The following is a 15,958-nucleotide window of genomic DNA, read 5'->3' on the forward strand; positions in this document are numbered from 1 at the left end:
GAGATTAACCTGCAACAGAATCTGGATTGTACCCTAAGTAAGGGACTTCATATTCCTTAAATTGTATCCCGTGGGCTTTAAGTTCTTCTAAAATGGGCTTGTACACTTCTTTCTGTATTGGAATTTGAACCCCCGGTGTGGTAATCTTTCCGTTCAGTATCTGTAAAGTGGCCATGGCAACGGGTAATCCTACAGTTTTAGACATTGCAGTATAGGCGCGGTTTTCGCCGATTACAACCATATTGGCATCAATCTGCTTTTTTTCACCATTAAGCTCATATCCGAACTTATGGTACATTACTATCATATCCTTCTCGTGTTCCTTAAGGGTCCAGCTGTCCTCCAATATATATTGAAGCATTTGAGCTGGCGTTGCATTTTTCAAGGGTATTTTTTTTGTAGAATCAAAAAGGTTAAGCTCCAAGAGTTTACCCCACATGATATCATCTTGATCTATTTTTAGGTAATGCCTTAGTTTTAATTCAACCGAATCCGTAGGGGAGTATGGAAGAAAAAGATTTACAAATTCCCGGTAGGACATTCCTTCCGAGTTTTCCAAGGTATAGCTATCATCCGTCATCCCCAGAATAACGAACATTTGCCATGCCTTTGAAAAACCGACCCGCCGCATGGTGCCCCTATAAAGGGTAAGTGCATTTTGCAATCCGTAAGCTTCGCGGTATTTTAAGGAATCTCTATTGGCATAGACTTCAAAAGAACCATAGTCTTCTACTTCTAAAAATTCGGTTCTTCTAAACAATTTTTGATAGGGAATGTATTTGTATGTTCCTTCCTGAATGAATTTTGCCGTACCCCCCTGTCCCGCCAGGACCACATTTCTTGGGTTCCACGTAAACTTATAGTTCCAAAGGTTGGTGTCGCTCTCTGGTGCTACAAGCCCACCTGTGAAAGATTCGAACAACAGCATTTTACCGCCCGCATCCCGTATCCGGTCTATAACTTCCATGGCGCTCATGTGGTCGATTCCGGGATCCAGGCCGATTTCGTTCATGAAAACAAGTTTTTTTTCTTTTACCTCGGCGTCCAGTGCTCTGAGCTCATCGCTAACATATGAAGCAGTGATAAAATGTTTTTCAAACTCGACACAATCAAGGGCAACATTAATGTGTAAACTTGCCGGTAACATGGAAACTACAATGGAGGCATCGGCAACAGCTTTTTTTCTCTCAGCCTCGTTGAAAATATCCAATCCGAATACAGTGCAGTTTGGATGCTTTGCAACCGAGTCGGGAATATTTTCGGGTCGAAGATCCCCAATTTTTATATATAGGTTTTCTTCGTTTGATTTTTTTAGGAAATAATCTAAAAGGTATGAGGTTGACTTACCTGCTCCTATGACTAAAATAGTACGGACCATGTGTTTTGTTTACTTTTGAATTGTATGGTCACTAAGGTATTAAATTGTTATATTTTTAAAAAAATAGTAAGTTAAAGTTATGAACAGAACAATTTTGTTGACAGGAACTATAATGGGCATGGTGGCCATTATTCTGGGTGCATTTGGCGCCCACGGGTTGGAAAAATTGGTGGACGCCGATGCTGTAAATATTTTTGAAACTGGTGTAAGGTATCAAATGTACCACGCCCTATTTTTATTATTTCTTGGGCTTTATGCAGGAATGGTTGAAAAGAATAAAAAAATCGTGTTTGTCTTTGTTCTACTTGGTGTAATTCTTTTTTCTTTTTCGATTTACCTGCTCACGTTGAATAGTTTGACCTCTTTTGATTTTTCCGTAATCGGTTTTTTAACACCGATTGGAGGTCTGTTCATGATTTTGGGCTGGCTGGCCTTGGCCTACCGCATTATTAGGTCCCAATAGGATGTATTGGAACATTACTCCCTTCTCTTGGTGGTGTAATATCCAAATACCCAACCTTGTTGGCCATTAAAGTTAACTTTGTACCAACGGTCGGTAACACCATTTACTTCTTGCAAAGATTCCCCTTGTGCAATTATATGGCAAATGTCACCTTTTTCAAGTTGGAATATAACATCACTTTTGGTCTTAGGTTCGCTTCTTGCATTGGCCAAATCTGTCTGTATTCCCAATTTGTTGGACGAAAGGTTTTCAAACGAATCAAGCTCTTCAATATAGAAGGCCTCACCTTGGTTGGTATCGTAAAGCGCCTTGTTTACGTTTTCTATCAATTTTGATTTTTTAAAATTGGGATTGGCCAGAATATTTTCCAATAGTTCAAACTTTTTTTCGGCCGATTCTTCCATGGCCCGCCAATACAGAATCCCCAATTTTACATCAATTTCATTCTGGATTGCATCAATATCCCCTTGAATCCAGCCTTTTTTCTCCCGTTTCATACTGGTCACCTCATGCCACCCCTCATTTTCTTCATTTTTAAAAAGAACGACCATGTCCATAGGCTCCAATTTTTTTCCTTCAAAGGTCATAATATCAGGTCTTTTGTAAAGCTCTGTGCCTTTATCTATGATTGCCAGTTCCCCGCCAACGGCAAAAAGATGCTCATAGACCCATCCCTCGGTTCCATCGGAAAGTCTGACTTTTAGATATTCCTTATCATCTTCTGCTTTTTTCTTTTCGTCAAGAAGCGCCACGGTTTCACCAAAATAGATGGTGGTAAGATATTTTGTGCCCTTTCGTCCAGGTTTATCCCGCAGTCCTACTTTGGGCCATAAACATATCGCAATGGAAACTTCGTCTATAAAATCACTTTTATCGGATGCTCCGATTTCAAAAGAATCGGATTTTTCAGAATTGCCAGCTTTTTTGTCTGATTTTGAATTACAGCTAAAGCATAGAAAAAATACGGTACAGATTAGGGTAATACTTTTTACATTTTGCATATCGGTATAGTTTTGAGTCGGAAATGTATAGGAAACAGCTATAAAATGGTTGCCCCAATTGACGGATGGGCGGTTTGAATTGACGAATCAAGTGTTTTTATTAAAAAAATGTTGACTTTTATGATTTTAGCTTCAATTGTTCATGCGATTTTTGTTTTTTTAAGAAAGACCAAGGATGTTTTGCAATATTTTGATAGAATTATTTGTGATATCACATTTTAACCCCAAAATCATCCAATTAAGCAAGTTTTAAAAGGTCTAAAACTGAATATTTTCTAGCTTTGTACCAACGCAAAACATAAAACATGAAGGATTCTGCTTCAACCACGAAAACGATTTCGTTGCATGCTTACGGAATACATCACAACAACATCCATTACCAATTGTCCCCGGAAGAGCTCCAGGACATCACTATCGACAAGGGCATGGGCCGTGAGGCCTCTTCCGGTGCCTTGGCCGTAAATACGGGCGAGTTCACGGGCCGGTCGCCGAAGGACCGCTTCATCGTGAAGGACGATATCACCAAGGAGAGGGTCTGGTGGGGCGACATCAACATTCCCTTCGACAGCGAAAAGTTCGATGCGCTGTACGATAAGGTCATCGCCTACCTGAACACCAAAGAGCTGTATGTTCGAGATGCGTACGCCTGTGCCGATCAGGACTACCGCTTGAACATCCGTGTGATCAACGAGTACCCATGGTCCAACATGTTCGCGTACAATATGTTCCTAAGGCCCACAGAGGAAGAACTGGAGGATTTTGACCCGGAATGGACAGTGGTGAACGCACCGGGCTTTATGGCCGACCCAAAGCAGGACGGCACCAGACAGCACAACTTTGCGATACTGAACTTTGGCAGAAAGATCGCCCTTATCGGTGGTACGGGCTATACCGGGGAGATCAAGAAAGGGATATTCTCCGCACTCAACTTCATCCTTCCCGTATACAAGAACACATTGCCCATGCACTGCTCCGCCAATGTGGGGGAATCGGGGGACACGGCGATATTCTTTGGACTATCCGGAACGGGGAAGACGACCCTCTCCACGGACCCGGACAGAAGGCTCATCGGCGACGATGAGCATGGTTGGACGCCGGACAACACGGTGTTCAATTTTGAGGGCGGCTGCTATGCCAAGGTCATCGACCTGTCCAAGGAAAAGGAACCCGAGATCTACGGGGCCATCAAAAAAGGGGCGATATTGGAGAACGTGGTGATGGACGACAACGGCGAGGTCGATTTCACCGATACCTCGATTACCCAGAACACCAGGGTGAGCTATCCGATACACCATATCGATAACATCCAGTGGCCATCGATAGGGAAGAATGTAAGGAACATCTTTTTCCTTACGGCCGATGCCTTTGGGGTATTGCCCCCCATTTCGAAACTGACCCCTGCACAGGCTGCCTACCATTTTATCTCTGGCTATACGGCCAAGGTAGCGGGAACGGAAGCTGGTGTTGTGGAGCCACAGCCCTCTTTTTCGGCATGCTTCGGGGCGCCGTTCATGCCATTGCACCCGGCCAGGTATGCGGAGATGCTGAGCAAGAAGATGAAGGAATCCGGAGTGGACGTATGGTTGGTGAACACGGGCTGGACCGGCGGTCCCTACGGAGTGGGCACGCGCATGGAGCTGAAGTACACCAGGGCAATGATCAGCGCCGCATTGAACGGGGAGCTGGGACTGTACAATTATGAGAAGTACCACATCCACTCGGTGTTCGGGGTGGCCCAGCCGAGGGAATGCCCGGGAGTTCCGACCAAGGTGCTGAGCCCAAGGGCTACATGGGACAATGACGATGCCTACTACAAAACGGCCTTTAAGCTCACCAATGCCTTTAGGGAAAACTTTAAAAAGTTCGAGGAGCACGCCAGTGAGGAAATCCGGAGGGGAGGACCACAACGGTATGCCTTCTAGAAAAAAAAGACGCCCTCGGATTCCGAGGGCGTTGTTGTTTTAAGACCAGTGTCAAGATTACTTGTTAACGCTGGTAATGTACTTTTGTAATGCCATGGTCATTGAAGGAGTTTCTGGCGTTGGAGCCTGAATGTCTATCCTAAGACCTGCACTTGTTGCTGCTTTTACCGTACTGTTGCCAAAAACGGCAATTCTTGTATCGTTTTGTTCAAAATCGGGAAAGTTCTTCATTAAAGATTCAATTCCTGATGGACTAAAGAATACCAAAATGTCGTAATACACATTTCTAAGATCGGAAAGGTCGCTGATTACCGTTTTGTAGAAGATTCCTCTTGTCCAATTTACACCCAGCTCGTCCAGCAATTCTGGAACAACAGGCTTTAAGGAGTCGGAAGAAGGCAATAGAAACTTTTCATCTTTGTACTTCTTGATCAAGGGAATCAACTCGTTAAAAGTTCTTTTCCCAACGTAAATCTTCCTTTTTCTGTACACCACATATTTTTGCAAGTAGTAGGCCACAGCCTCGGACTGACAAAAATATTTCATGGAATCCGGAACTTTGAAGCGCATTTCATCGGCAATCCTAAAAAAATGATCCACGGAGTTTCTACTCGTTAGGATGATTGCCGTAAAGTTGTTCAAGTCGATTTTTTGCTGTCTCACATTTTTGGCCTCTACGCCTTCAACGTGTATGAAAGGTCTAAAATCTACTTTAACTTTCTCTTTTTCAATTAGTCTTGAATAGGGGGAGTTTTCGACTTTGGGTTCTGGTTGGGAAACCAAAATTGTTTTTACTTTCATAAGTTATCAACCTTTTAAATAGCTTCCAATTAACACCAAGGGCGCAATTTCGAGTGCGCAAAGGTACAAAATAAAATACAGAAAATACGGGGGGAGTGTTTTTTGATGGTTCTTTAATAGCTTGGTCAAGCCGATGCCATTAATAAGAAAAATCAGGGCCAATGCCGTGTATATTATTGTTTTTGAGTCGTTTGATATGTAAATCAATAAAATATTGGCAACGCAGATTATAATGCTACTATAATTGAGGTAAGAAATTTTACTGAAAACAAAACTAGAGATCAAACTTAAGTTGTTGAAAACGAATGCTGTAAACATTTGTATCAAGAACTTGACAAGTTCAAATAGGGCCAAAAACCCTAGAATGATCAAATAGTTGGTCAAGGTGCTATCTTGGGAGACCAAGTCGAAACTATGAAGGATGAGAAAAATAAAAAAGGATAGGTTGACAAGCTGAAACAAGGTCAATAGCAGATGGAACCAATGAGAAAACTGTCTTTTTTTGTTATGGAGCAGGATGTATTTATCATTAAAAGGTAAAATGATGAAGTTTAAAAACTTCTTATGGAACAGGTATTTGCCCAATGCCAAAACAACCAAGCTCGTAAACAACATGATGGTCATCCAATCCAATGAAACTATTGTTTTTTCAATGGGTTCCATTATTCGATTTTAACAGGTTTTCCATTAAGTCCGGGAAGAAGTCCGTTTTCTGCAATGCCAATTCTAAAATATGATGGTCTTTCCATGTTGGATAAAGGTAACTCAAAGGAGTAGTTGATGGTGTCTTTGGATTTCAACAAAAATTCCTGGGGTAAGGAGTTCTGAACCTTTAAGGGAAGCATCTGCTTAACTTGCTTGTGCTCGTTGGAGTATGAAATAGTGTATTCCAATTGTTTCAAAGGCACATCAAAAGGATATGGGTTGTAAACCTTGAGTGAATATTTGATGCCGGTCTCTGGCTTTTCCACAATGCATTGCAATTTTCGGTATGACTGAAAATCATCAATATATATACCGTGAAAAACTGTACTGTCCAGATGCATATAACTAATGTCGCCACTTTTTCTGTACTGGGAAACATATAAAATCTTTTTTCCGCGCACTCGCTCCTCAGAGTTATCAATGGAATACTGGTTCTTACGATACATAAAGTTGTTCAGTGATATGGCAGGGACTTCTGAATAAAACTCATACATCGAGGAACGGCGGTAAGAGTTTTCAAAAACAACGGGAACCCCATCGGATTTTGTCTTGAGCTCGTTCACCCACTCCTTGTTACCGTGTGTCTCAAAATGCATCGGGAATAATTCATAATGTACCATCCATGCCCTGGCATACATCAAAAGCACAAAACTCACTATACCGATTCGGTACATCCATTTTCTGCTTTTGGCGTTGTTTAAAAGATGGTCAAAAGCAATTACGGCCAAAGGGATTGAAATGGCGATGGTCCATTGGGCTTGTACCCTTCTATTAAAGCTGGATACGAAAAAGAAAATCAGTATTCCGTAAATCAAATAAATCAGAGATTTAGAGAACTTATCTGTTGATTTATATTTGAAAAATGCACCGTACACCCAGTAAAATAGAAGTCCAATGATCACAATGTTGTTCAAGAAAAAGCCTAGGGTAAACTCATCAAACTTATACGCTTGGTTGGGACGTTCGTATAGATGAAAGGTGATGGAAACAAAATCGTTCTGGTAGAGCCATATAAAATGAGGGGCGTAGCAAATTAGGGCCAAAATTACGGCGAACCACGCTTTTTTGTTGAAAATGAGCTTGTAGTTGGATAAGAACACAAAAAGAATTACCAATACTGCATGGTACTTGCTGTACATTAATGCGGCCATTACCAACCCCAATCCGATTGTGGTGAGGATATCCTCTTTGTTCAAAAAGCGTTTGTACAACCAAAGGAAAAGTGCCGTAAAGAATAAGAGGGATGTATCGGGAAGGGTTAAAAAGCCGTAGGCATTCATCAACGTAAAGGAGAATACCAAAAGGAAAAAATGTATTACGTAATCCTTTTTCTTTGGATTTTCCACCATCGACCACAATAGCACATAGGTTCCAGCAGAAAGTAGGCAGCTTATAAATCGCACCCCAAGTTCCCCATCAAAAAGAAAACTGCTGAGTTTTATCAAAAATGCGACCATGGGCGGATGGTCAAAATATCCCCAGGCCATATTTTGCGCATAGTACCAGTAGTAGGCTTCATCATAAATGAGCTCTGTTACCGATGATTGCAGCAGGTTGAGTGCAAATAGAGCGGCCAAGAGAACAAAAAAAAGTCTGGGAAACTTTTGAGACATCAAAATGTGATTTTAAAGGGGCAAAGTTACAAATATTGGGGAAGTCCTGTTTAAGCATCCAATTATCTATTGCGTGTACAATTTAGAAAACCGTATTTTTGAACATTCTAATCCAGTGCGAATGGCAGACGGCTTGGTGATCATACCTACATTCAACGAAATCGAGAACATCGAGGCCATAACAAAGACGGTCTTCGACCTAAAAAAGGATTTTCATGTTCTTGTTGTCGATGATAACTCACCCGATGGTACGGCAGATTGTGTACGAACCTTGCAGACGGATTACCCTGATCGTCTTTTTTTAGAGGTTCGTAAAGAGAAATCGGGTCTGGGTACGGCTTATATTCATGGCTTTAAATGGGCCCTGAAAAAGGGGTACGAGTATATTTTTGAAATGGATGCCGATTTTTCGCATCGGCCAGCAGATTTGTCCCGTTTGCACAGGGCTTGCCTTAATGGTGCAGATGTTGCTGTAGGCTCCCGATACAAAAAAGGAGTAAATGTAGTGAACTGGCCTTTGGCAAGAATCCTGCTATCTTACGGAGCGTCTTTTTATGTAAAGTTGATTACAGGGATGAAGGTACACGATCCTACCGCTGGATTTGTCTGCTACAGAAGAAAAGTGTTGGAAACCATCAATTTGGATAACGTTCGCTTTATTGGCTATGCGTTCCAGATAGAAATGAAGTACCGGGCCTATCTCAGAAAATTCAAGATAGAGGAAGTCTCAATTATTTTTACCGATCGGGTAAACGGAAAGTCAAAAATGAACTCTGCCATTATTCGGGAGGCCATTTTTGGGGTGATAGCCATGAAGTTTAGGAGTATATTTTTTAAAAAGAGCTTTTAGTTATGTCAAAAATACTGTTGAAGAATGCCAAAATCGTAAACGAGAACAGCATTTTTGAGTCGGATGTGCTTCTGGACAGGGATTTTATATCAAAAATTGATTCAAACATTTCTGATGGCAATGCCAAGGTGATAGATCTGGAAGGTGACCTGTTATTGCCAGGGGTCATAGACGACCAAGTACATTTTAGGGAGCCCGGGCTTACCCATAAAGGAACCATTGCAACGGAAAGTAGGGCGGCGATTGCCGGGGGCATCACCACGTTTATGGAACAGCCCAATACCATTCCGCAGACCACCACCATTGAAAAACTAGAGGAAAAATTTGCCATTGCCACTAAGGATTCTTCAGCCAATTATTCATTTCTTTTTGGAGGAACAAACGATAATCTGGAAGAGCTAAAACGACTGGACAAAAATGCATGTTCGGGTGTAAAACTGTTCTTGGGCTCTTCTACGGGAAATATGTTGGTGGACAATGAGGAAGTACTTGAGAAAATATTCAGTAATACCGAAATGGTGATTTCAGCCCATTGTGAGGACGAAGGCACCATTAGGGCCAATTTGGCCAAGTACAAGGATATGTACGGGGATGATATTCCAATTGAAATGCACCCGATCATTCGAAGTGCGGAGGCCTGTTACCTTTCCTCTTCAAATGCGATTGCACTCGCCAAAAAAACGGGGGCAAGGTTACACGTGTTCCATGTGTCCACGGGAATTGAAACCGATTTGTTCACGAACAAGATTCCTTTGCAGGAGAAGAAAATCACTGCTGAGGTTTGTATTCATCACCTTTGGTTCTCCGATGAGGATTATGCCAAAAAAGGCACCTATATTAAATGGAACCCCGCTGTAAAGAAGAGTTCGGATAGGGACAAACTTTGGGAAGCGCTCTTGGACGACCGTTTTGATGTGATTGCCACTGACCATGCCCCACATACGCTAGAAGAAAAGGATAATCCATATACCAGCGCACCATCGGGAGGGCCATTGGTACAGCACGCCTTGCTGGCTATGCTCCAAAAGGAAAAGGAAGGAATCATCAGTTTGGAGAAAATTGTCGAGAAAATGTGTCATAATCCTTCAAAATTATTTGATATTGACCGACGTGGGTTTATTCGCGAAGGCTATTACGCAGATTTGGTTCAGGTTAACCAGAGTTCCAAAAATGAGGTTAAAAAAGCCAATCTTTTCTATAAATGTGGTTGGTCTCCCTTTGAAGGTGTTACTTTTGATTCGGAAGTAAAGCGCACCTTTGTGAATGGTCTTTTGGCCTACGAGAACGGCAATTTTAGTGAAGAAAAGAAAGCAAAGAGGCTTACGTTTAATCGTTAGGGATGAAATATATCGTTACATACATTTTGGGTTTCATCATTTTGGTGTCCTGTGCCGAAAAGGTAGTGGATGAGCCGGAAAACCTTATTCCCAAGGAGAAAATGACCGAGATTCTTCATGATCTTGCGATTTTAAATGCTTCAAAATCTGGCGCCTCGAGAAAGTTTAAGGATTCAGGTATCGATATCATGGAATTCCTATATACCAAATATGATATAGATAGCACCCAATTTGCGGAGAGCGACCTTTATTATGCGTCTATTCCTTTGGAATACCAAACCATATACAAAGATGTAGAAGCTAGACTGAAGCAGCAAAAGGATACCTTGGAAGCTATCGGCAAGCGGTTGAACGACAGTATCCGCGAGGCAAGTATTCAACGAAATGATTCCTTAAAAGCCATTAGGGAGCAAAAGGAAGGTGTAAAAAAGCCAGATACTACTATTTCTCGGTAAACCTGTCACAGCAAAATTCGATTGCCTTATCCAAGTCTTCGAATTCAAAGTCTAATACGGATTTTATTTTTTCGCTGCTGTAATCTTCTTTATTGAACAATCCTTTGGCGACAGCTTTGGACAATTTTCTTCTTTTGCCAAAAATATTGCTCCTTACCCAATCCCATCTCCAAAAGCACTCAATCATAAATTTTGAAACTTTTTTGGTGGGAGGGGAGACTCCAAGGTTAGGTGCAATTTTTTCAAAAAGCTCTTTGTAGGTCATATTTTGATTGACCAAGATGTAACCCTCTGTACGGATGTTTGAATCCATCAATAAGGTCATGGCATTGACCACATCGGTCACGGTTACAAAACCGGTTCCTCCGGGTATATAGTAATTTTTCCCTTTGGAAGCATAGGTGAAGAACGATCCACTGCCAGATTTCCAAAATCCCGGCCCGATTACAACACCGGGGTTTACAACAACAATGTCAAGTCCTTCCTGTGAGCCGCGCCAAACTTCGAGCTCTGCTTCATATTTGGTAATCCCGTAAACTGTGGCCCTTGCTTCGTTCCATTCATTTTCTTCGGTGGTCTCTTTTTGCTTTACGCTAGCGCCTATTGCCGCGATTGAACTGACATAGCACAATTTTTTTACACCATTTTTTATGGAAAGGTTTACCATGTTGGCCGTACCCTCAACATTGGTGCGCTCCAAAAGTTTGAAATCCTTGGGGTCGAACGAGATCAATGCCGCACAGTGGTATACCTGCTCAATACCGTCAAATAATTTGTCCAATCCACCAAGTTCGGTGATGTCGGCCTGTACCCAATCAATTTTCTCCACCAAAGCGGAGGGATTGTCTGTATAATAACCAAAAACCTTACGCACTTTTTCTATAGATGCTTGAGTCCTATAATTACTCCTTACGTTGTTTCCATTGCTGATTAAACGGAAAAGTAAATGGGAACCAATCAGTCCAGTGCCTCCTGTAACCAAAATCATAAGGTAAAAGTACCTATTTGTGCCGTAAAAATTGATTCAAATCCCAACTTCATTTTATATTTGCAGCTATTCGAAAAAACCGATCATGACGAAGAATTTTGTTCAAGAACTGCAATGGAGGGGAATGGTGCACGATGTGATGCCAGGAGCCGAGGAACACTTAATGGAAGAAATGCGAGGAGCATATGTGGGGATAGACCCAACGGCAGACTCTTTGCACATCGGACACTTGGTAAGTGTAATGATGTTGAGGCACTTCCAATTGGCAGGTCATAAACCTTATGCTTTAGTAGGGGGTGCAACGGGAATGATCGGGGATCCATCGGGTAAATCGGCAGAGCGAAACTTGTTGGACGAGGAAACTTTGCGTCATAATCAAGAGGCTATTAAAGGACAATTAGCACGCTTTTTGGATTTTGAGAGTGGTGAGGATAATGCAGCCGTATTGGTGAACAACTACGACTGGATGAAAAATTTCTCCTTTTTGGAGTTCATCCGCGATGTCGGTAAGCACATCACTGTAAACTATATGATGGCTAAGGATTCCGTAAAAAAACGTCTTTCTTCAGATGCGAAAGAAGGCATGTCCTTTACCGAATTCACCTATCAGTTGGTTCAGGGGTACGATTTTCTATATCTGTACCAAAATCACAATTGCAGCTTGCAAATGGGAGGTAGCGATCAATGGGGAAATATTACCACAGGTACGGAATTAATTCGAAGAATCGGTGGCGGTAAAGGTTTTGCCCTTACCTGTCCGTTGATCACCAAGGCAGATGGGACCAAATTCGGAAAAACCGAAGGAGGAAATGTTTGGTTGGATGCCGAAAGGACGTCACCCTATAAATTTTACCAGTATTGGCTGAACACTTCTGATGAAGACGCAGAGAAGTACATTAAAATCTTCACTTTTTTAAGTCAACAAGAAATTGAGATATTAGTTGCAGAACATAAAGATGCACCTCACCAGAGAGCATTGCAAAGAAAACTGGCCGAGGAAGTGACCATAATGGTGCATTCAGAAGAAGATCTTAATAATGCCATAAAGGCAAGTGACATTCTTTTTGGTAAATCAACTTCGGAGGATTTAAAACAGCTTAACGAGAAGACATTTTTAGATGTTTTTGAAGGTGTTCCGCAAGCTACCGTTAGCAGGGATGAACTTGAAACTGGTCTGGATATGATTGGGGCTTTGGCCGCCAAAACAGGATTTTTGGGTTCCAATGGTGAGGCCAGAAGGGAATTGAAGCAAAATTCCATATCCGTGAACAAGGAAAAGGTGAAGGAGGATTACCTGATTACAATATCGGATTTGATCAACGATAAATTTGTGCTGTTACAGAGAGGCAAGAAGAATTATTTTGTGCTCGTAGTAGCGTAAAAATGTAAAAGCCATCTTTTAAGGATGGCTTTTTTGTTACGTTAAAAAAGTGATTCCGTATCTACCGCAAATGTCACTTATTTTAGCAAAGTCTGGCGGTCCTGGAGGTAGTTTCCCTAGTTCTTCGAACATCGATTCCAGTCCCGCAGGGAATACGCTTAAAATCGTTTTACAATCTTGGTCTCCCACTACTTTCCACATGTGAGGTACATTTTTTGGAGCAAAAGCCAAATCACCTGCTTTTAAAATGGTGGTTTCATTGCCAACTGTAACTTCGAGTTCGCCCTCCAATACTTTAAAGATTTCGTCTTCTTTCGTATGCACGTGTGGCGGAATCATTGTTCCGGGCGGATTTACCTCTTCAATCAATGTAAATTGGCCATTGGTGTCTGCTCCGGTCAGTTTAAAGGTTTGTTGGTCACCGATGACATTCACTTGTTTGCCTTCCCCGTTCCTAACGATTTTAGGGTCCAAGGTTTTTTCATCCTTTGATGAAAAGTGTGCAAATGTCGGCAATGAAGCAAGTGCAGCAGCCGAGAGTGCACTACGTTTTAAAAAAGCATTTCTATTCATTATAAAGTCTGTTTGGTTACCATAATAAGGTACGCAAAACTTTGATAACATGTCGGTTATCGCTATATAATAGGTAATGTATTTTGTGTAGATGGGAGAGTTTATTGCCTTTATAAGTCTAAAGTACCATCAAATTACATCCTCTAATATCCGAATCATCAAAACGACCCAAAACTTCAAAGGTTCCATTTGGGTGTATTTTTCCAAGATCTTGGGTAGCGATAAAGGAGCAGGAGTATAGGTTCGCCAAATCGATCACATTGATTCCTCCTGTTTTTCCGTGGGGTTGAATGCTGAGCGGGTCTTCGGTGTCGCGTGTTATGATTTTCATCCAAGGTGGTGTTTCAAAAATTCCGCTGCCTTTGGAATAGCCTTGGGACAACAGTTCTGTCATTCCATACTCCGAATGGATATGTTCAACACCCAATCCCTTTTCTAGGATTTGATGGAGTTCCTCCCGAATCAGTTCTTTGCGTCTACCCTTCATGCCGCCAGTTTCCATTACAGTGGTGTTTGTTAAGGTTGAAGGAAATTGTTCGACCAGATCTAAAAGTGCAAAGGAAACCCCGATGAGCAATGTTTTGGTGCCTTTTTGCTCCAGTTGCTTTAACTTATCATGAAGCTCATCAAGGTTATGAAGAAAAAATCCACTACTGGGGTGTCCGGATTTTGCAATCAGGCTATTTACCATATAGATCAATGAAGATCCTTCTCTTTCCAAATAGGAAGGTAAAAGAGCTAGAATGCAGAAATCTTTGGGTTTTCCGTAGAAAAGTTCAAACGCTCTTAAAAAACTTTCTTCGTAAAGACCGATATCAGGAACAAAATGCTTGCTAGTAGTGCTTTGCGTGGTTCCGCTGCTGGTAAAGATGGTCTGTGACTCTTTTTGAGTTGAAATAACCCTATGTTTCTTAAAGAAGGAAATGGGTAGGAAAGGTATGTCCAAAGTGGTTGAAACACTTTGGGGAGACTTTCTTAAATGGATACAAAAGTCCCTGTACACCTCATTGTTTTCGTATTGAAACTTGAAAATATCCAATGCGACTTCTTCAAATTTGTCCGCATTGTTGATATTGAAAATCCGATGGGTATCAAACTGTTTCATTGTGGATCAAAAGTACCCAAAAATAAAAAAGCCCTTCGGGAAAAGGGCTTAAAATGTAATATGCTGTTTGATTTTATTTGACGACCAGTTTTCGGGTCATTGTTTTTTTCTGTTCCGTAACCTGGAGTACATAAACGCCAGGTACCAGGCGGGAAATGTCCAAAGTATTGGTACTGATTCTTTCCGTTAGCACTACTTCACCAAAAACGTCATAAATCCTTATTTCTTTGGTGCCGTTGGTTTCTGTAGAGATGTATACCTCATTGCCATAAGCTGGATTCGGGTACATTTTAAAACCCTTGAGCTCCTGTACGGGCTCGTTGTTAACTGTAACTAGGTCTTGACCGAATGAGAGTAGTGGTAAAGCCATAAGTAAAACAAAGTAGATTTTCTTCATGCAAGCTGATTTGGGGTCTATGTGCATGATAAAAGTAGGTAAATAGGGTATTGTTGACCATTTTATGTTGTGAAAGTACTAAAATGGGTTGTAAAGCGTTGAAAGCTGTGGTATACGATTGGCAGAAAAGTTGTGAAAATCGGTGAACTACTTCACAATGAGCTTTCTAGTAGCTACTTTGTTTTGTTCAAAAACCCTTAAAATATAAACTCCTTTGCTTAGGTTTGATAGGTTGAGCTCTCTGCCTAAGATGGTGGTCTCAAGGACTTGTGTGCCCAATACATCAAAAACCAGAATTTTCTTTGGACCGTTTTCTTTGGTTTCTATATAAACCTTGCCTTGGGTAACAGGGTTGGGATACAGCTTAAATCCGTCAATATCCGCACTTGAACTGGCGCTTTGCTGAGAAAACCCAAGTGAACAGATAAAAAAGAAAATGATGAAGTAAAAGTGCTTCATACGTTAATGGTTGCAAACGGTATGCCACAAATATATAAAAATAGTGGTGTGATTATTGAACCATTTGAGAATTAGAGTGATGCTTTTCGATGAAATGCAAAAAAGAAGCCCCCGCAATCGCGGGGGCTTTTAAAATTATAAGTATATATAATCTTGATTAGTTGGCCCAATCAAAGATTGTTACATCTACAGTTGCAGTTGCATCATATGCTTCAGCTGGATCAGCATCTGCACCTTCAATTTGTACGTTGGCCAATGGACCAGCATCGCTCATTAATACAGAAGTGTCATATCCAACCAAAGAAAGTCCTGTAATAGTTGCACCAGATTCTTTTTTGAACTGAAGAGCTGTACCACCAACTGTAGAAACAGCGGTCAAGTTAACCAAACTTGGGTTTTCGTTGGCACCATCGGCTTCAACAACAGTGGAGAAGCCAGAAGTGTGGTATACATAAGCATTGGTCAATGTACCGTTCCATCCTTCTGTCCAGTCAATAGCGTCATCTTCATTGTTTTCCAAGTAAAAGTTG

Annotated in this window: 16 protein-coding genes and 1 pseudogene; 6 read left to right on the forward strand and 11 right to left on the reverse strand. The window is 41.4% G+C overall.

The features are described 5' to 3' along the window. Window positions 1–4 precede the first annotated feature (4 nt). Window positions 5–1,378, reverse strand: a complete 1,374-nt coding sequence (locus DCK90_RS09335; RefSeq protein WP_108245902.1) for a saccharopine dehydrogenase family protein — start codon at window positions 1,376–1,378, stop codon at window positions 5–7. Window positions 1,379–1,457: 79 nt separating this feature from the next. Between DCK90_RS09335 and DCK90_RS09340 the strand changes: the two genes are divergently transcribed. Next, window positions 1,458–1,841 (forward strand): DUF423 domain-containing protein, encoded by a 384-nt coding sequence (locus tag DCK90_RS09340; protein WP_108245903.1) that lies wholly within the window; start codon window positions 1,458–1,460, stop codon window positions 1,839–1,841. A gap of 14 nt (window positions 1,842–1,855) precedes the next feature. On the opposite strand, the gene DCK90_RS09345 is transcribed toward DCK90_RS09340, so the two are convergent. Next, entirely contained in the window at window positions 1,856–2,842 is a 987-nt protein-coding gene (locus tag DCK90_RS09345) for an SH3 domain-containing protein (RefSeq protein WP_108245904.1), read from the reverse strand. A 305-nt stretch (window positions 2,843–3,147) separates the two neighbouring features. Between DCK90_RS09345 and pckA the strand changes: the two genes are divergently transcribed. Then, the gene (gene pckA, locus DCK90_RS09350; protein WP_108245905.1) at window positions 3,148–4,764 is read left to right on the forward strand and encodes a phosphoenolpyruvate carboxykinase (ATP); all 1,617 of its coding nucleotides are present in this window, start codon (window positions 3,148–3,150) and stop codon (window positions 4,762–4,764) included. Between the two features lie 57 nt (window positions 4,765–4,821). Here the strand turns inward: pckA and DCK90_RS09355 are convergent, their stop codons facing one another. From DCK90_RS09355 to DCK90_RS09365, 3 genes are read right to left on the reverse strand one after another with little or no spacing between them, the layout of a single operon-like run. Continuing rightward, the gene (locus tag DCK90_RS09355; RefSeq protein ID WP_108245906.1) at window positions 4,822–5,565 is read right to left on the reverse strand and encodes a uroporphyrinogen-III synthase; all 744 of its coding nucleotides are present in this window, start codon (window positions 5,563–5,565) and stop codon (window positions 4,822–4,824) included. Between the two features lie 6 nt (window positions 5,566–5,571). Further along, window positions 5,572–6,228, reverse strand: a complete 657-nt coding sequence (locus tag DCK90_RS09360; protein WP_108245907.1) for a DUF4271 domain-containing protein — start codon at window positions 6,226–6,228, stop codon at window positions 5,572–5,574. Beyond that, a complete protein-coding gene (locus DCK90_RS09365; protein ID WP_108245908.1) occupies window positions 6,228–7,883 on the reverse strand; it encodes a glycosyltransferase family 39 protein in 1,656 nt (551 codons plus the stop codon). Before DCK90_RS09365 ends, DCK90_RS09360 begins: the two co-directional genes overlap by 1 nt. 121 nt (window positions 7,884–8,004) lie before the next feature. Between DCK90_RS09365 and DCK90_RS09370 the strand changes: the two genes are divergently transcribed. Genes DCK90_RS09370 through DCK90_RS09380 form a run of 3 tightly spaced genes read left to right on the forward strand, consistent with a single transcriptional unit; the run spans window position 8,005 to window position 10,525 of the window. Then, window positions 8,005–8,733, forward strand: coding sequence for a polyprenol monophosphomannose synthase (locus tag DCK90_RS09370; RefSeq protein ID WP_108245909.1), 729 nt, complete (start codon window positions 8,005–8,007; stop codon window positions 8,731–8,733). 2 nt (window positions 8,734–8,735) lie between these two features. Further along, window positions 8,736–10,070 carry a dihydroorotase gene (locus DCK90_RS09375; RefSeq protein ID WP_108245910.1) on the forward strand — a complete coding sequence of 445 codons (1,335 nt, stop codon included), beginning with the start codon at window positions 8,736–8,738 and terminating at the stop codon, window positions 10,068–10,070. 2 nt (window positions 10,071–10,072) lie between these two features. After that, entirely contained in the window at window positions 10,073–10,525 is a 453-nt protein-coding gene (locus tag DCK90_RS09380; protein WP_108245911.1) for a DUF4296 domain-containing protein, read from the forward strand. Here DCK90_RS09380 and DCK90_RS09385 read toward each other — a convergent pair. Next, window positions 10,512–11,513, reverse strand: a complete 1,002-nt coding sequence (locus DCK90_RS09385; protein WP_108245912.1) for an NAD-dependent epimerase/dehydratase family protein — start codon at window positions 11,511–11,513, stop codon at window positions 10,512–10,514. The two genes, DCK90_RS09380 and DCK90_RS09385, sit on opposite strands and share 14 nt — an antisense overlap. An 85-nt stretch (window positions 11,514–11,598) precedes the next feature. On the opposite strand from DCK90_RS09385, the gene tyrS reads away from it, so the two are divergent. Beyond that, window positions 11,599–12,894: a tyrosine--tRNA ligase gene (gene tyrS, locus DCK90_RS09390; RefSeq protein ID WP_108245913.1), complete on the forward strand. Its 1,296-nt coding sequence runs from the start codon at window positions 11,599–11,601 to the stop codon at window positions 12,892–12,894. A 36-nt stretch (window positions 12,895–12,930) separates the two neighbouring features. Here tyrS and DCK90_RS09395 read toward each other — a convergent pair whose 3' ends face one another. The 5 genes and pseudogenes from DCK90_RS09395 to DCK90_RS09415 all read right to left on the reverse strand — a co-directional run. Further along, window positions 12,931–13,467, reverse strand: a complete 537-nt coding sequence (locus DCK90_RS09395) for a quercetin 2,3-dioxygenase (RefSeq protein ID WP_108245914.1) — start codon at window positions 13,465–13,467, stop codon at window positions 12,931–12,933. A 118-nt stretch (window positions 13,468–13,585) separates the two neighbouring features. Next, window positions 13,586–14,572: a LuxE/PaaK family acyltransferase gene (locus DCK90_RS09400; protein ID WP_108245915.1), complete on the reverse strand. Its 987-nt coding sequence runs from the start codon at window positions 14,570–14,572 to the stop codon at window positions 13,586–13,588. 73 nt (window positions 14,573–14,645) lie between these two features. Continuing rightward, a complete protein-coding gene (locus DCK90_RS09405) occupies window positions 14,646–14,969 on the reverse strand; it encodes a T9SS type A sorting domain-containing protein (RefSeq protein ID WP_108245916.1) in 324 nt (107 codons plus the stop codon). A 147-nt stretch (window positions 14,970–15,116) separates the two neighbouring features. After that, on the reverse strand, window positions 15,117–15,428 hold the full coding sequence (locus tag DCK90_RS09410; RefSeq protein WP_108245917.1) for a T9SS type A sorting domain-containing protein: 312 nt from the start codon (window positions 15,426–15,428) through the stop codon (window positions 15,117–15,119). 157 nt (window positions 15,429–15,585) lie between these two features. Next, a pseudogene (locus DCK90_RS09415) lies at window positions 15,586–15,958 on the reverse strand (hypothetical protein); the annotation flags it as partial.

The organism is Muricauda brasiliensis, from assembly GCF_003057865.1.
Taxonomy (GTDB): Bacteria; Bacteroidota; Bacteroidia; order Flavobacteriales; family Flavobacteriaceae; genus Flagellimonas; species Flagellimonas chongwuensis.

Bases quoted from the DNA above. Each gene is read 5' to 3' on its own strand.
- DCK90_RS09340 (WP_108245903.1), top strand. From the start codon at position 1,458: ATGAACAGAACAATTTTGTTGACAGGAACTATAATGGGCATGGTGGCC.
- tyrS (WP_108245913.1), top strand. From the start codon at position 11,599: ATGACGAAGAATTTTGTTCAAGAACTGCAATGGAGGGGAATGGTGCAC.
- DCK90_RS09410 (WP_108245917.1), bottom strand. From the start codon at position 15,428: ATGAAGCACTTTTACTTCATCATTTTCTTTTTTATCTGTTCACTTGGG.
- DCK90_RS09365 (WP_108245908.1), bottom strand. From the start codon at position 7,883: ATGTCTCAAAAGTTTCCCAGACTTTTTTTTGTTCTCTTGGCCGCTCTA.
- DCK90_RS09355 (WP_108245906.1), bottom strand. From the start codon at position 5,565: ATGAAAGTAAAAACAATTTTGGTTTCCCAACCAGAACCCAAAGTCGAA.
- DCK90_RS09360 (WP_108245907.1), bottom strand. From the start codon at position 6,228: ATGGAACCCATTGAAAAAACAATAGTTTCATTGGATTGGATGACCATC.
- pckA (WP_108245905.1), top strand. From the start codon at position 3,148: ATGAAGGATTCTGCTTCAACCACGAAAACGATTTCGTTGCATGCTTAC.
- DCK90_RS09395 (WP_108245914.1), bottom strand. From the start codon at position 13,467: ATGAATAGAAATGCTTTTTTAAAACGTAGTGCACTCTCGGCTGCTGCA.
- DCK90_RS09405 (WP_108245916.1), bottom strand. From the start codon at position 14,969: ATGAAGAAAATCTACTTTGTTTTACTTATGGCTTTACCACTACTCTCA.
- DCK90_RS09345 (WP_108245904.1), bottom strand. From the start codon at position 2,842: ATGCAAAATGTAAAAAGTATTACCCTAATCTGTACCGTATTTTTTCTA.
- DCK90_RS09385 (WP_108245912.1), bottom strand. From the start codon at position 11,513: ATGATTTTGGTTACAGGAGGCACTGGACTGATTGGTTCCCATTTACTT.
- DCK90_RS09370 (WP_108245909.1), top strand. From the start codon at position 8,005: ATGGCAGACGGCTTGGTGATCATACCTACATTCAACGAAATCGAGAAC.
- DCK90_RS09380 (WP_108245911.1), top strand. From the start codon at position 10,073: ATGAAATATATCGTTACATACATTTTGGGTTTCATCATTTTGGTGTCC.
- DCK90_RS09400 (WP_108245915.1), bottom strand. From the start codon at position 14,572: ATGAAACAGTTTGATACCCATCGGATTTTCAATATCAACAATGCGGAC.
- DCK90_RS09335 (WP_108245902.1), bottom strand. From the start codon at position 1,378: ATGGTCCGTACTATTTTAGTCATAGGAGCAGGTAAGTCAACCTCATAC.
- DCK90_RS09375 (WP_108245910.1), top strand. From the start codon at position 8,736: ATGTCAAAAATACTGTTGAAGAATGCCAAAATCGTAAACGAGAACAGC.